The organism is Bradyrhizobium sp. 139, from assembly GCF_023074175.1.
GTDB lineage: Bacteria > Pseudomonadota > Alphaproteobacteria > Rhizobiales > Xanthobacteraceae > Bradyrhizobium.
The window spans coordinates 46,349-60,979 of record NZ_JADPKS010000111.1 but is presented as its reverse complement, the minus strand read 5'-3'; the positions used below and the strand labels follow the sequence as shown (position 1 = coordinate 60,979).

The window sequence follows — 14,631 nt, the reverse complement described above, 5'->3', positions numbered from 1 at the left end:
CACCCCAACCCTCTTCCGCAAGCGGGAGAGCAAGCGGGAGAGGGAGTGCAGCGGGGTTCATGGATCGAGCTCGGCCCAATCTAACAACGCCTTACAGCGAAACGCCCGGCGGAATGTCCGCTTCTGTCACGCCCACCAGCTCCATGTTCGTGATGATGGCGTTGCGGATGAAGCCGAGGCCCTTGTTGAAGTCGATCCAGGTGTTGACGTAGTCGCGCCAGGTCTTGTCGCTCTCGCGGCGGAAGCCGGCGTTCGACGTGGTGGCGAAGATCGGCGTCGGCAGCACAAACTGGCCGAGCGAGGGATTCTTTTTCAGCACCGTCAGCGACAGCATGGTGATCAGGCACTGCGCGTCGACGCGGCCGGTCTGGAGCGCGGCGGTGGCGTCATCGGCGGACTTCAGCCGCGAGATCTGCGCCTTCGGCGTCAGGCGGCTCACGACCTGGTCGTGCGAGGAGCCCTGGTCGACCGCGATCTTGACGTCGGGCGAGTTCAGCTCGGCCCAGCTCTTCGGCTTGAAGTCCTTCTTGCAGAGGATGCCGAAGGCGTTGTTGAAGACCGGCACGGAGAAGTCGACCACCAGCGCGCGCTTCGGGGTCGGGTTGAGGCCGAAGAAGACGTCGATCTTGTTGGACTGCAGATCGAGCACCGAATTGCCCCAGGTGGTCTCGGTGATCTCGAGCTCGGCCTCCATGTCGTCGGCGAGCGCCTTGGCGATGTCGACGTAAAAGCCCTTCCACTGTCCGCTGGCGAGGTCCTTCATGTAATAGGGCGCGCCGCCGCCGACCGCGCCGATCCGCATCTTCTTGGTGCGGCGGATGCGGGCGAAGGTCGATTCGTTCGGATCGGCAGCCTGAGCGACGGCCGGCGAGGCCAGCGCGCCCGCGGTCACCGCGCCCATGGCGCCAAGTCCGACAATCGATGCAACATCACGACGTGTAACCATTGGGATCAATCGCTTTTCTGTTGGATGGAGTTCCGGCAGCGTTCTTACCAAGGCGCCTCCGGCAGCGAAAGCACAGCCTATCGGCTGGGCAGACCGGGAGTTGCCCGGATGCTGGGCAAGATCAAGCCTTTCAAGCCGATACCCGCTTGCTTTCCAGTCCTTTTGGCCCCAAATAGGGACCGGGAGATTGGCGGTGGACGAGCCACTCGCCAACCGGGTCAGGTCCGGAAGGAAGCAGCCCTAACGAGGTCCGGATCGGGTCGCTCGTCAGTCTCCTACCTGTTTTTCCGAGCGAATTGCGCCGGCGGCACGGGCCGCCAGCGCGCTCCTTTCCGCAAACGCCGGCCGAAAGACACTTCATTGCGGATCGACCGATGACCGACGCTGGCGCCCCTTCCAATCCTGACAGCGCCGGCCAGGCCGGCACGCCCTATCGGGTCCTGGCACGCAAATACCGCCCCTCCAGCTTCGACGATCTGATCGGCCAGGACGCCGTGGTCCGCACCGTCTCCAACGCGTTCGAGACCGGGCGCATCCCGCAGGCGTGGATTCTCACCGGCGTCCGCGGCGTCGGCAAGACCACCACCGCGCGCATTCTCGCCCGCGCGCTCAACTACGAGATGCCGGATGGTGCGGTGAAGGGGCCGACCGTTCACATGCCGACCCTCGGCGTGCATTGCCAGGCGATCATGGAAAGCCGGCACATGGACGTGCTGGAGATGGACGCCGCCTCGCACACCGGCGTTGATGACGTCCGCCAGATCAATGACAGCGTGCGCTATGCGCCGGCCAGCGCCCGCTACAAGGTCTACATCATCGACGAAGTCCACATGCTGTCGACGGCGGCGTTCAACGCCTTCCTGAAGACGCTGGAAGAGCCGCCGGAACACGCCAAATTCGTGTTCGCCACCACAGAGATCCGCAAGGTTCCCGTGACCGTGCTGTCGCGCTGCCAGCGTTTTGACCTGCGCCGCGTCGAGGCCGACGTGCTGATGAAGCATCTCGCCAACATCGCGGCCAAAGAAAACGTCGAGATCGAGCCGGAAGCGCTCGGCATCATCGCGCGCGCCGCCGAAGGGTCGGTGCGCGATTCGCTGTCGCTGCTCGATCAGGCGATCGCGCATGCGGCAGGCACCGTGAAGGCCGATGCGGTCAGGCAGATGCTGGGGCTCGCCGACCGCACCCGCGTCATCGACCTCTTTGACTCCTTGGCGCGTGGCGATATCGCGTCTGCGTTCAAGGAGTTTCGCGACCAGTACGACGTCGGAGCCGATCCGATCGTCGTGCTCTCGGATCTCGCCGAATTCGTCAATTTCGTCACCCGTGTGAAGATCGTGCCGGCGACCGCCGACAACGTCGCCTATGGCGAGACCGAGCGCGTGCGCGCGCGGGATTTCGCCTCGAAGATCTCCATGCGTGTACTGTCGCGGATGTGGCAGATGCTGCTCAAGGGCATTACCGAGGTGCAGGCCGCGACACGTCCCGCGGCTGCCGCCGAGATGGTGCTGGTGCGCATCGCCTATGTCGCCGACCTGCCGACGCCGGACGAAGCGCTCAGGATGCTGGAGCACAACGGCGGCGGCTCGCCGGTCGTGAGCGGCGCAAGCGCCGCGCGCAGCGGCGCGCCGGGTGCGCCGGTGGCCTCCGCAGCGCCGGCTGCCTCGGCTGCGCCCATGCGCGCACCGACCTCATCACCGTCCGCGTTCGGCGGCGGCGCTGCCCGGCCGCAGATGGCGGCGCCCGCGCCGGATCCGCAAGCGGCCGCACCCCAGCTGCGCATCACGAGCTTCACCCAGCTCGTCGCGCTCGCGGGGCAGAAGCGCGACCTCATGACCAAGGGTGCGCTGGAAGGCGACATGCGCCTCGTCCGTTTCGAGGAGGGCCGGCTGGAAGTCGCGCTCGAGCCTAGCGCCTCCAAGACCATGATCTCCGAGCTCGCGCGCAAGTTCGAGCTCTGGACCGGCCGCCGCTGGACGGTGATCGTCTCCAACGAGCAGGGCCAGCCGACGCTGCGCTCGGTGAATCAGGCCGCGAAGCAGGAACATGCGCGCTCTGCCGAAGCTGATCCGCGCGTGCAGGAGGTGCTGTCGCGGTTTCCCGGTGCGAAGGTCGTCGAGGTCCGCAGGCTTGCCCCCGAGGCGCCGGAGGCCAATATTAATGCCGACTATGGCAGTGACGATCCGCCCGACGGTTCCGACGGCGACGATCTCTAGAGCATGATCCGGAAAAGTGTGAAGCGGTTTTCCGATTAGATCATGCTCAAAACAATAAGCGAAGGCGCGATGATGATTCATCGCGCCAACCAAGGACAGCACCGATGGTCGATATTTTCGGCATGATGAAACAGGCGCAGCAGCTGCAATCCAAGATGCAGGAGATGCAGGACCAGCTCTCGAACGTCGAGGTCGAGGGCATCTCCGGCGGCGGTCTCGTCGCCGTGCGCATGACCGCGAAGATGGACGTGAAGGGCATCAAGATCGATCCCTCGCTGATGAAGCCTGAAGAGCGCGAGGTGCTCGAGGATCTGCTCGTCACCGCGCTCGCCGACGCCCGTCGCAAAGCCGAGACGGCCATGCAGGAGAAGATGCAGGCGCTCACGGGCGGGCTCAGCCTGCCGCCGGGGATGTTCGGCCAATAAGATGGGTTCGGTTGCAGGTCCCGAAATCGAGCGGCTGGTCCAGCTCCTCGCGCGGCTGCCGGGCCTCGGTCCGCGCTCGGCGCGGCGTGCGGCGCTGCACCTGATCAAGAAGCGCGAAGCTCTGATGATGCCGTTGTCTTCGGCCTTGCAGGTCGCGCTCGACAAGGTCCAGGTCTGCAAGATCTGCGGCAACATCGATACCCAAAATCCCTGCACCGTCTGCATCGACCCGAAGCGCGATCCGACCATTATCGTCGTCGTCGCCGACGTCGCCGATCTCTGGGCGCTGGAGCGGGCCAACGCCACTCAAGGGCGCTATCACGTGCTGGGCGCGACATTGTCGCCGCTGGACGGCGTCGGTCCGCAGGACCTCACTATCGACGCGCTGGTGGCGCGTGCGCATGATGCACAGGTGCACGAGATCATCCTGGCGCTCAACGCCACGGTCGACGGCCAGACCACGGCGCATTACATCACCGATCTCCTTCAGGACGCCAACGTAAAAGTAACCCGGCTTGCGCATGGCGTGCCGGTCGGCGGCGAGCTTGATTATCTCGATGAAGGTACGCTATCGGCTGCGATGCGGCAGCGCACCCTGTTCTAGCCATCCAGACTTACGGAACGGACGACATGACGAAACTTTTCGCCACACGATTGGCTTTGGCCGCGATGATGATGATGCTGGTGACCCCGGCCATCTCCGCGCAGCAGGGCGACGAGGCGCCGCCGCCGCCAAAACCCGGCAAGCCGATCAATACCGGCGATGTGCTCTCGGGCGAATTGAACGCAATGAAAGTGCGCGACGTCAAGAATGCCGGCAAGAGGGTTGCGACCTACCAGATCACCTCCGAGCCGCGCCGTCTGCCGGCGCCGAGCGGCCTGTGCAATCTCGAGACGGGTCCCGAGACGTTCCAGCTCGTTCCGAGCGGCGATGCCCAGGCCGCGCAGCTGAAGACGTTTGCCGGCAAGGAGATCTCGGTCAAGGTCGACGAGGTCGCCTGCGCCAGCGATCCCGGCCAGATGAGCGAGGCCGTGATCACGAAGTGGAGTTTGATCAGGAAGCAGTAGGGGCATTGGATCGAGATGCCGTAGGGTGGGCAAAGCGAAGCGTGCCCACCATCTCCTCGAACTTTCGGCGCGATGGTGGGCACGGCGCCTTGCGCCTTTGCCCACCCTACGGCAGCCTAAACCCGCACCGGCCCCAGCGCCTCGAAATGCCCGCGCTTCTGCAGCCAGGCCAGCAGTATGAGGCTGGGGATCGCGACCAGCACGCAGATCACGAAGAACAGCGGCCAGCCCGTCGTGTCCGCGACGAAGCCCGCACTCGCTGACAGATATGTGCGCCCGACCGCGGCGAGCGCGGTGAGCAGCGCGTATTGTGTCGCCGTGTGCAGCGGATTCTGGCACAGCGCGGAGAGATAGGCGACGAAGATCACGGTGCCGATGGCGCTAGTAAAGTTCTCGCAGGTGATGGCAAAGGCCAGCGCCCATTGACTGGTGCCGACGAATGCCAGCCAGGAGAAGGAGAGGTTGGCGAGCGCCTGCACCATGCCGCCGATCCACAGGCTCGTCGCAAGCGAATAGCGCCGTGCGACGAAGCCGCCGGCAAAGCCGCCGATCAGCGTTGCAGCGAGACCAACGCCCTTCACGATCGCCGCATAGTCGTTGCGGGAAAAGCCGAGGTCGATCACAAACGGCGCGGTCATCGTGCCGGAGAAGGCATCGGTGAACTTGAACAGCACGACGAAGGCGAGAGCGGCGAGCGCGTCCTTGCGCATCAAGAATTCCGAGAAGGCCCCGATTGCCGCGCGCAGAACGCGCGCGAACGCCGTCTCGCTTTGTGTCGCAGCTTCCGCCCGCACCGACTGCTCGGGCTCGGTTGCGACCAGCGCGGTGATCGTCCCGATCAGCACCATCGCCGCCATCACCACATAGCCCCACATCCAGGCCGATTGTCGCGCAATGCCGGTGCTCTCGAAGCCCGAGACGATGAACAGTGCGCCTGCGGTCGAGATCAGCATGCCGATACGATAGGCCGCGACATAGGCGGCCATGCCGGCCGCCTGCTCGCTCTCCGGCAGGCTCTCGACGCGGAACGCGTCGACCACGATGTCTTGGGTCGATGACGTCGTCGCCACCAGCAGCGCGCCGAGTGCGACGTAGAACGGCGAGCGCGCAGGATCGGTGAGGGCCAGCAGCAGGATCGCGATGATCAGCAAGAGTTGCGAGAACAAGAGCCAGCCGCGCCGCCGCCCGAAGGCGCGGGTAAACAGCGGCACATGCAGCGCATCCACCAGCGGCGCCCACAGGAATTTCAGCGTGTAGGGCGTTCCGACCAGCGCGAACAGGCCGATGGTTTTGAGATCAACCCCGGCTTCCCGCATCCACACCAGCAGTGTCGATCCCGACAGCGCCAGCGGCAGCCCTGACGAGAAGCCGAGGAACAGCACGATCAGCACCCGCGGTTGCAGGTAAACGGCCAGGCTGTCGCGCCAGGACGCGGTTGGGGTATCGGTGCGGGTGGCGGAGGTCGCGTCGGGTGCGGTCATGGGGAGGTGTTAGCAGATTCTGGCTGAAAAGGCTCTTGTGACGCTAGCGAGTCGAAAGCTCTCAACATCCCTCGGTGTCATCGTCCGCGAAGGCGGACGATCCAGTACTCACCGGCACTTCGGTCAATCACGATCCTCGCGGCGTACTGGATGCCCCGCCTGCGCGGGGCATGACGGCCTCATGGTGGGCCGGCTATCCCGGGATAAAGATCATCCCAATTCGGATTGCTCTTTTCAATCAATCGAATTTTCCACGCGCGATTCCACTTCTTGAGCCGCTTCTCCCGCTTGATCGCATTCTCCGGATCGTCGAACTGTTCGAAGTAGACCAGCGTCGCGACGTCGTACTTCTCCGTGAAGCTCTCGATCAATTTCGCTTTATGTTCCGCCACCCGTCGGATCAGATCATTCGTCACGCCGATGTAAAGCGTGCCGCCGATCTTGCTGGCGAGAATGTAGACGTAGTAGTAGCGCTCTCCCATTCGCCACCTCTCCCTATCATCGTCCGAAGGCGGACGATCCAGTACTCACCAGCGTCTCGGCTCAATCACTACCGCCGCGGCGTACTGGATGCCCCGCCTCCGCGGGGCATGACGTAGTACTACAATCCTACTCCCCCGCCTGGAGCTTCCTCGGAAACAGCTCCGGCGCTCCGGTCGCCACCAGATGCGGGCCTTCGGGCGCATCGGTCTTGCTGAAATCGAGTTCCTCGATTCTCCCCGCGCGCTTCTCGATCTTGTCGGCGGAGATCAGCACTTGCCGGACATCCTCGTTGGCGTCGGCAAAATGCTTCTGCAGTTTCAGCACGCGGTCGCGCAGGCGTCCGAGGTCGTCGCCGAGCTTGATCACTTCGGTGCGGATCTGGTCGGCGGCGTCGCGCATGCGCGCGTCCTTCATGATCTGCTGCATCACCTGGATCGCGAGCATCAAAAGCGAGGGCGACACCAGCACGACGCGGGCGCGATAGGCCTTCTGGATCACGTCGTCGAAACCGTCGTGGATTTCGGCATAGACCGATTCCGACGGCACGAACATCAGCGCCATCTCCTGGGTCTCGCCGGTAACGAGATATTTTTCGGCGATGTCGCTGACATGCTTCATCACGTCGCCGCGCAGCCGCTGCGTGGCGATGCGCCGCTCCTCGTCGGTGCGGGCGTCGTGCAGCGCGGTCATCGCTTCCAGCGGAAATTTCGCGTCGATGCAGAGCGGCCGCTGGTCCGGCAGGAACACCACGCAGTCGGGCCGTTTGCCGGTCGAGAGCGTGAACTGGAATTCGTAGGCGCCCTTCGGCAAGCCATCCTGGACGATCGCCTCCATCCGCGCCTGCCCGAACGCGCCGCGCGTCTGCTTGTTGGCGAGCACATCGCGCAGGGTGGTGACCTGGGTGGTGAGGTCGGTAAGATTTTTGTGCGCGCTGTCGATGATGCCGAGCCGCTCGTGCAGCGCATGCAGGCTCTCCATGGTGTTGCGGGTGGTGTTCTCCATGGACTGGCCGACGCGGTGGGTCACCGAATCCAGCCGCTCGTTGACCGCCCGCGCCATGTCGGCCTGGCGGCCGGCCAGCGCCTGGGTCATGGCATCGACCCGGCCCGAGGCCTCGCTCTGGGCGTGCAGCATCTGGCTGACGCGCTCCTCGAGCTCGTCGGCGCGAATGGCATTGGCCACCGCGAGTTCCGCGCCGCGCCGTCCCGAGCGCGCGATCACCACCGCAATCACTACGAGCAGGATGAGGACAAGGGCGCCGAAGCCGATCAGCGCATCGATCGTGCGCACCGGCCAGTCGCCGAGCATGAGAATGATGTCGTTCATGCCTGCCCTTCTAGCGCGATTCGCTGCAATGAGCGAACGAAGAGGGAACGATTATGGTTAATAGCCCCCTAATCTTTATGGTTACCAAGACCTGAAGATTTATGGTTAGCGGACCGTTAACGGAGTTCCTCGCCGCATTGACCGCATCCGGCGCGCGGCTTAAATCGCGGCTATGGCCCTCAGAGAAATCATCATCCTGCCCGACAAGCAGCTGCGTCTGGTCTCCAAGCCGATCGAGAAGGTCACGCCGGAGATCCGCAAGCTTGCTGACGACATGTTAGAGACCATGTACGACGCGCCCGGCATCGGGCTGGCGGCGATCCAGGTCGCGCAGCCGCTGCGGCTCATCACCATGGATCTCGCCAAGCGCGACGAGAATGGCGAGACCACGCCGGAGCCGCGCGTCTTCATCAATCCCGAGATCCTTGCCTCGTCCGAGGAACTGTCGGTCTACGAGGAAGGCTGTCTGTCGATCCCCGAATATTACGAGGAGGTCGAACGTCCCGCGAAGGTGCGCGTGCGCTTCACCGATCTCGACGGCAAGGTGCACGAGGAGGACGCCGAAGGCATCTACGCCACCTGCATCCAGCACGAGATCGACCATCTCAACGGCGTGCTGTTCGTCGACTATCTGTCAAAGCTCAAGCGTGATCGCGTGATCAAGAAATTCGAGAAAGCCGCCAAGCGCGCGGAGTGAGTAGCCGCCCACTCAGCCGTCATGGCGGGGCTTGACCCGGCCATCCACGCCTTGCTTCTTAGCGGCCAGGAACGTGGATGCCCGGGGCAAGCCCGGGCATGACGGAGAAACAGAACTCTTACCGAGCGCCGCCCCATGCCCCTCCGCCTGATTTTCATGGGCACGCCCGATTTCTCCGTGCCGACGCTGCTCGAGCTGGTCGCGCATGGCCACGAGATCGCGGCTGTGTACACCCGTGCGCCGAAGCCGGGCGGACGGCGCGGCCTGCAATTGCAGCCGACACCGGTCGAGGAAGCCGCGCGAAAACTCGGCGTGCCTGTGCTGACGCCGAAGACGTTGAAGACGCCGGAAGCACTCGATGAATTTTGCGCCTTCGACGCCGATGCCGCCGTCGTCGTCGCGTATGGCATGATCCTGCCGCAGGCCATTCTCGATGCGCCAAAGCTCGGCTGCTACAATCTCCACGCCTCGCTGCTGCCGCGCTGGCGCGGTGCCGCGCCGATCAACCGTGCGATCATGGCCGGCGATGCCGAGAGCGGCGTCATGGTGATGAAGATGGATGTCGGCCTGGATACCGGCGACGTTGCCATGGCCGAGCGTCTGGCGATCACCGACAACATGACCGCGACCGATCTGCACGACCGCCTCTCCCGGCTCGGTGCCGATCTGATGGTGCGCGCGATGGCCGCGCTTGCCCGCGGCGGGCTCCAGCTCAGGAAGCAGAGCGAGGACGGCGTCACCTATGCCGCCAAGATCGACAAGGCCGAAGCGCGGATCGACTGGACCAGGCCCGCGCGCGCCGTGTTGCGCCACATCCACGGCCTGTCGCCGTTTCCCGGCGCCTGGGCTGAGCTGACAGACGTGAGCGAGAATGCGCGCGTCAAGATCCTGCGCGGCGAGCTGGCGAACGGCGCGGGCGCGCCGGGCGAGGTGCTCGACGACCAACTCACCATCGCCTGCGGCGAGGGCGCGATCCGCATCATCGAGCTCCAGCGCGAAGGCAAGGCGCGGATGCAGGCCGCGGACTTCCTGCGCGGCGTGCCGCTGAAACCGCCGATGCGGCTGGCGTGATGCCCCGCTACAAGCTCACCATCGAATATGACGGCGCGCCGTTCTTCGGCTGGCAGGTGCAGGAGACGCTGCCTTCGGTGCAGGGTGCGCTGGAAGCTGCGGTGAAGGCGATGACCGGCGTCGAAATTCGCGTGCATGGCGCCGGCCGCACCGACGCCGGCGTGCACGCGCTCGGCCAGGTCGCGCATGTCGATATCGAGAAGCAGTTTCCGCCGGGTCGCTTTCGCGACGGCCTCAACGCGCATCTGCGCCCGCATCCGGTCGCGGTGCTCGAGGCCGAGATCGTGCCGGAAACTTTCGAGGCGCGCTTCTCGGCCCTGAAGCGCCACTACCGCTACCGCATCATCAACACTCGCGCCAATCTCGCGCTCGACATCGGCCACGCCTGGCGCGTGCCGCGCCGGCTCGACGCAGATGCGATGCATGCGGCGGCACAACGTCTGCTCGGCAAGCACGATTTCACGACCTTCCGCGACACCGAGTGCCAGGCCAAATCGCCGGAGAAGACGCTCGACCAGCTCGACGTGCTGCGCGACGGCCGCGAGATCACCATCGTCACCTCGGCCCGCTCGTTCCTGCACAGCCAGGTGCGCTCGATGGTGGGATCGCTGATGTGGGTCGGCGAAGGCCGCTGGACCGCCGACGATCTCTCAGCGGCACTCGTAGCCCGAAACCGCGCCGCCTGTGGCGTCGTCGCCCCGCCGGACGGGCTGTATCTGGTGAGGGTGGATTATTAGGCGGGACGCTCTCGCTACGCCCACCACTGTCATTCCCCGCGAAGGCGGGGAATCCAGTACGCCAGGACTTTCCGTATCCCCGCATTGTCTCTGGAATACTGGATCGCCCGCTTTCGCGGACGATGACAGCGGAGTTCAAGGAGGCGCTATCGCCTACCCAAAATACCTTGCCAAAATCCCCCGATACACCTGCGTCAGCTTCTCCAGGTCCGCCACCGGCACACGCTCGTCGACCTGGTGCATGGTCTGGCCGACCAGGCCGAACTCGATCACCGGGCAATAACTCGAGATGAAGCGCGCGTCCGAGGTGCCGCCTGATGTCGACAGCTCCGGCTTGCGACCCGTCACCTCCTCGATCGCGGAGACCGCGAGATCGGTGAACGGGCCGGGCTTGGTCACGAACACGTTGGAGTTCGACGGCTCCCAGACGATGCGGGCGCGGATGCGGTTGCCGCAGGCTTTGGTCAGCCGGGTCTCGACCAGCTCGCGCAGGCTCGCCTGGGTGTGGTTGTCGTTGTAACGGATGTTGAACTTTGCGCGGGCCTGGCCGGGAATCACATTGCTGGCGGTGTTGCCGACGTCGACCGAGGTGAATTCGAGATTGGAGGCCTGGAACTGGGCGCTGCCGTGATCGAGCGGCTCATCGGAGATCGCCACGATCAGCCGCGAGATGTCCGGCACGGGATTGGCGGCGCGCTGCGGATAGGCGACATGACCCTGCACACCGTCGACATAGAGCGTGCCGGATTGCGAGCCGCGGCGGCCGATCTTGATGGTGTCGCCGAGCGTCTCGACATTGGAGGGCTCGCCGAGGACGCAATGATCGAATTTTTCGCCGCGCTCGGCGGCCCATTGCAACAGCTTGATGGTGCCGTTGATCGAAACATCTTCCTCGTCGCCCGTGATCAGGAACGAGATCGAGCCCTTGCCATCGGCGCGCGGCCTGCCGCCGTTCGCGGCGAGATGCTCCAGCACCGCGGCGAGCGAGCAGGCGATGCCGCCCTTCATATCGACCGCGCCGCGGCCGTGCAAAAAGCCGCCTTTCACCTCGCCCGAGAACGCGCCGACGCTCCAGGCGCTCTCGTCGCCGGGCGGCACCACGTCGGTGTGGCCGGCAAAGGTGATGTGCGGCGCTTCGGTGCCGATCCGCGCATAGAGATTGTCGACGTCGGCGGTGCCGGGCTCGGAGAACGTCACGCGGTGGCAAGCGAAGCCGACAGCGTTGAGGGCTTGTTCAAGCACGCCCAGCGCACCGGCATCGGCCGGGGTTACCGAGCGGCAGCGGATCAGATCGCGGGCAATCGAGAGGGCATCGGTCATGACGGAGAAGATCAATCCCGCAGCAGCTCGTTGATGCTGGTCTTGGACCGCGTGCGCTCGTCGACGCGCTTGACGATGACGGCGCAGGCGGTGCTCGGGCCGATCTGGCCGTTCTTCATGGGCCTGCCGGGCAGCGCGCCGGGCACCACCACCGAATATTCCGGCACTTCGCCGATGAAGATCTCGCCGGTTTCGCGGTCGACGATCTTGGTGGAGGCGCCCAAGAACACGCCCATCGACAGCACCGCGCCCTTGCGCACGATCACGCCCTCGGCAACCTCCGAGCGCGCACCGATGAAGCAATCGTCCTCGATGATCACTGGCTCGGCCTGGAGCGGCTCGAGCACGCCGCCGATGCCGACGCCGCCGGAGATGTGCACGCGCTTGCCGATCTGCGCGCAGGAGCCGACCGTCGACCAAGTGTCGATCATGGTGCTCTCATCGACATAGGCGCCGAGATTGACGAAGGACGGCATCAGCACGACATTTCGGGCGATGAAGGCCGAGCGGCGCACGATGGAGCCGGGAACCGCGCGGAAACCAGCATCACGAAAGCGGTTCTCGCCCCAGCCGTCGAACTTCGAGGGCACCTTGTCCCACCAGGTCGCCTTGCCGGGGCCGCCGGGAATGGCGCCCATGTCGTTGAGGCGGAAGGACAGCAGCACGGCCTTCTTCAGCCACTGATTGACCTTCCACTCGCCGTCGGCGCCGCGCTCGGCGACGCGCGCCTCGCCCTTGTCCAGAATCTCAAGCGCCTGGTCCACGGCCTCGCGCACTTCGCCCTTGGTCGAGATCGAGATGCCGTCGCGCGCGTCGAAGGCGCCGTTGATGCTGGATTCGAGGGCTTGGAGGGACATCGGGATTTCCTCAGGGGCAGGCGGGAATTTACGGTGAATTGGAGCGCTTTTTCGGGATTTGCAGGGGTGGAGTCAAGGCATACTCCACCGTCGTCCATACTCCACTGTCGTCCCGGGTCTGCGCTCGCTTGCCCGGGACGACAGCGGTTAGCGTGGCGGCAGCATGCCCAAAAACCCCGCCAGATCATCCGTGACGTGGTCGACATGGGCGGCGTCCCGGCCTCCCAGCTCCCAGTCCTCGCGCACCACCTCCTTCGTCCCATCCGGCACCACCAGACAGGTGGTCATGCCGAGCGCGTGCGGGACGGTGAGGTTGCGGGCGAGGTCTTCGAACATCGCGGCGCGTGCCGGATCGACCGCATGGTCGGCGAGGAATTTCCGGTAGGTCTGCGGCGCCGGCTTCGGCTCGAACTCCGCCGCGATGATGTCGAACACGCCATCGAAATGCGAGCCGAGGCCAAGCCGCGCCAGCACCGCATCGACATGGTCGACCGAGCCGTTGGTGAGGATCAGCTTGCGGCCCGGCAATTTCGCGATGGCCTCGGCGAGCGCCGGATTCGGCTGCAGCGGCGAATGGTCGATCTTGTGGACATAGGCGAGGTAGTCGTCGGCACGCACGCCATGCAGGGTCATCATGCCGCGCATGGTGGTGCCGAAGCGCAAATAATAGTCCTTCTGGATTTTTCGCGCGTCCTCTGGGTTCACGTTCAGCCAGTTGCATACGAACTCGCCGATCCGCGCATCGACCTGCTGCCACAGATTGACGTGATGCGGATAGAGCGTGTTGTCGAGATCGAACACCCAGGTGTCGACATGGGCGAAGGCGCGGGGTGGGTTCATCAAAGCTCTCTCAATCACGGCATCGTAAAGCGCAGCGTCTTACCGCCGCTCGACATATCCACCGCACCAAAGCCCGTCGCAGCAAATCCGCGCGCTCCGCAATCGGTCTGCTCATTGGTCTCGAACTTGGTCTCGCGCGTGCAGAGCGGCCTGTCGCCACCCCAGTTCAGCGGCTTGTCCTTCAGCTTGATCACGCGGTTGTCGGCATCGATGGCTTCCGCGAAGCTGAAGATCTGCTTGGGCTGGCCGGTGATGTCGGGATGCAGGCAGGTCTTGGGATCGATGCGATACCAGCCGCGGCTGGTCACGGCCTTGCCGTCGTCGGTCGCCACCGCCGCCATCACCTTGTGCGGCGTGTCGTTGCACCAGGTCAGGCCGGTTGCCGAGGGCGTCTGCACCGCATCGACCATGGCCTTGAAGACGTTCGGCGAGGACACGATGTCGGACGGCAGCCCGCGGCTCTTCAGGAAGGCGGCCAGCGCTGCTTGCGTCTTCGGCCCGTCGACGCCGTCGATCGGCGCGGCGTCGTAGCCTGCGACCACAAGCAGCCGCTGGATGCCGGCGAGGCGGGCCTGCTCGTCGTCATATTCGGAATCCTCGGCGAGATAGGCAGTGAAATTGCCATCACCGCCCTGCGTCGGCGTGATCTGCGTGAACGCGGCCTGGGTCTGGCCGCTGCGGCATTGCCGCGCAGCCGCGATGACGAAATTGTCCTGCGCCACGCACAGCGTGTCGCTGCCGTTCTGCGGGATCGGCGAAGCGCCATAGACGCCGAGCGCGCGGGCATTGAGCAGGATACGATCGGCACTGAGCGTGCCCTGCACCACCACGCGGCAGGTGGCGGGATCGATCCTGAACCAGCCCCGCGTCGCGGTCGCCGCCTTGTCGTCGATGCCGATCGCGGCCTCGACGACATAGGACATGCGGTTGCAGATTTTCAGATCGGCGAGAGCGGGCGCGGAGGAGAAGAACAACGAGACGGCCGCGGCGGGCAGCGTCATCAGGAAGCGGGTGAGGGTCGAGCGGCGCCGTTGTTGTTTCCCCCGCTCGTCATGCCCGGGCTTGTCCCGGGCATCCACGTTCGCCGTGCGGGCCGAAAGATCGTGGATGGCCGGGACATCTTCGCGAAGACGCGTTTCGCGCTCTTGCCCGGCCATGACGGCTTTC

At 64.9% G+C, this 14,631-nt stretch carries 15 protein-coding genes and 1 other RNA gene; 8 read left to right on the top strand and 8 right to left on the bottom strand.

Annotated elements, in window-relative coordinates; all coding sequences use genetic code 11:
• Positions 1–91: 91 nt before the first annotated feature.
• Positions 92–946 carry a transporter substrate-binding domain-containing protein gene (locus IVA80_RS26460; protein WP_247437226.1) on the bottom strand — a complete coding sequence of 285 codons (855 nt, stop codon included), beginning with the start codon at positions 944–946 and terminating at the stop codon, positions 92–94.
• Between the two features lie 182 nt (positions 947–1,128).
• Between IVA80_RS26460 and ffs the strand changes: the two genes are divergently transcribed.
• The 5 genes from ffs (at position 1,129) to IVA80_RS26435 (ending at position 4,652) form a co-directional block, all read left to right on the top strand.
• Positions 1,129–1,225: signal recognition particle sRNA small type (gene ffs / locus IVA80_RS26455), an RNA gene on the top strand.
• A gap of 95 nt (positions 1,226–1,320) precedes the next feature.
• The gene (locus tag IVA80_RS26450; protein WP_247437224.1) at positions 1,321–3,159 is read left to right on the top strand and encodes a DNA polymerase III subunit gamma/tau; all 1,839 of its coding nucleotides are present in this window, start codon (positions 1,321–1,323) and stop codon (positions 3,157–3,159) included.
• 104 nt (positions 3,160–3,263) lie between these two features.
• Entirely contained in the window at positions 3,264–3,584 is a 321-nt protein-coding gene (locus IVA80_RS26445) for a YbaB/EbfC family nucleoid-associated protein (protein ID WP_247437222.1), read from the top strand.
• A gap of 1 nt (position 3,585) precedes the next feature.
• A complete protein-coding gene (gene recR, locus IVA80_RS26440) occupies positions 3,586–4,188 on the top strand; it encodes a recombination mediator RecR (protein WP_247437220.1) in 603 nt (200 codons plus the stop codon).
• A 26-nt stretch (positions 4,189–4,214) separates the two neighbouring features.
• Entirely contained in the window at positions 4,215–4,652 is a 438-nt protein-coding gene (locus tag IVA80_RS26435) for a hypothetical protein (protein WP_247437219.1), read from the top strand.
• A 116-nt stretch (positions 4,653–4,768) separates the two neighbouring features.
• On the opposite strand, the gene IVA80_RS26430 is transcribed toward IVA80_RS26435, so the two are convergent.
• The 3 genes from IVA80_RS26430 to rmuC form a co-directional block, all read right to left on the bottom strand.
• The gene (locus tag IVA80_RS26430) at positions 4,769–6,133 is read right to left on the bottom strand and encodes an MFS transporter (RefSeq protein ID WP_247437217.1); all 1,365 of its coding nucleotides are present in this window, start codon (positions 6,131–6,133) and stop codon (positions 4,769–4,771) included.
• Between the two features lie 179 nt (positions 6,134–6,312).
• On the bottom strand, positions 6,313–6,615 hold the full coding sequence (locus tag IVA80_RS26425) for a GIY-YIG nuclease family protein (RefSeq protein WP_247437215.1): 303 nt from the start codon (positions 6,613–6,615) through the stop codon (positions 6,313–6,315).
• Between the two features lie 127 nt (positions 6,616–6,742).
• On the bottom strand, positions 6,743–7,942 hold the full coding sequence (gene rmuC / locus IVA80_RS26420) for a DNA recombination protein RmuC (protein WP_247437214.1): 1,200 nt from the start codon (positions 7,940–7,942) through the stop codon (positions 6,743–6,745).
• Positions 7,943–8,114: 172 nt separating this feature from the next.
• On the opposite strand from rmuC, the gene def reads away from it, so the two are divergent.
• From def to truA, 3 genes are all read left to right on the top strand, one after another.
• Positions 8,115–8,639 (top strand): peptide deformylase, encoded by a 525-nt coding sequence (gene def, locus IVA80_RS26415; protein WP_247437212.1) that lies wholly within the window; start codon positions 8,115–8,117, stop codon positions 8,637–8,639.
• Between the two features lie 135 nt (positions 8,640–8,774).
• Positions 8,775–9,710 carry a methionyl-tRNA formyltransferase gene (gene fmt / locus IVA80_RS26410; RefSeq protein WP_247437211.1) on the top strand — a complete coding sequence of 312 codons (936 nt, stop codon included), beginning with the start codon at positions 8,775–8,777 and terminating at the stop codon, positions 9,708–9,710.
• Entirely contained in the window at positions 9,710–10,447 is a 738-nt protein-coding gene (truA, locus tag IVA80_RS26405; RefSeq protein ID WP_247437210.1) for a tRNA pseudouridine(38-40) synthase TruA, read from the top strand. The genes fmt and truA overlap by 1 nt, the downstream gene beginning before the upstream one ends.
• A 153-nt stretch (positions 10,448–10,600) precedes the next feature.
• Here the strand turns inward: truA and dapE are convergent, their stop codons facing one another.
• The 4 genes from dapE to IVA80_RS26385 all read right to left on the bottom strand — a co-directional run bounded on the left by dapE (position 10,601) and on the right by IVA80_RS26385 (position 14,465).
• Positions 10,601–11,767, bottom strand: coding sequence for a succinyl-diaminopimelate desuccinylase (dapE, locus tag IVA80_RS26400; protein ID WP_247437209.1), 1,167 nt, complete (start codon positions 11,765–11,767; stop codon positions 10,601–10,603).
• A gap of 11 nt (positions 11,768–11,778) precedes the next feature.
• On the bottom strand, positions 11,779–12,624 hold the full coding sequence (dapD, locus tag IVA80_RS26395) for a 2,3,4,5-tetrahydropyridine-2,6-dicarboxylate N-succinyltransferase (protein WP_247437208.1): 846 nt from the start codon (positions 12,622–12,624) through the stop codon (positions 11,779–11,781).
• Between the two features lie 147 nt (positions 12,625–12,771).
• Positions 12,772–13,464: a pyrimidine 5'-nucleotidase gene (locus tag IVA80_RS26390; RefSeq protein WP_247437207.1), complete on the bottom strand. Its 693-nt coding sequence runs from the start codon at positions 13,462–13,464 to the stop codon at positions 12,772–12,774.
• A gap of 14 nt (positions 13,465–13,478) precedes the next feature.
• On the bottom strand, positions 13,479–14,465 hold the full coding sequence (locus tag IVA80_RS26385; protein ID WP_247437267.1) for a DUF1036 domain-containing protein: 987 nt from the start codon (positions 14,463–14,465) through the stop codon (positions 13,479–13,481).
• Positions 14,466–14,631 lie beyond the last annotated feature (166 nt).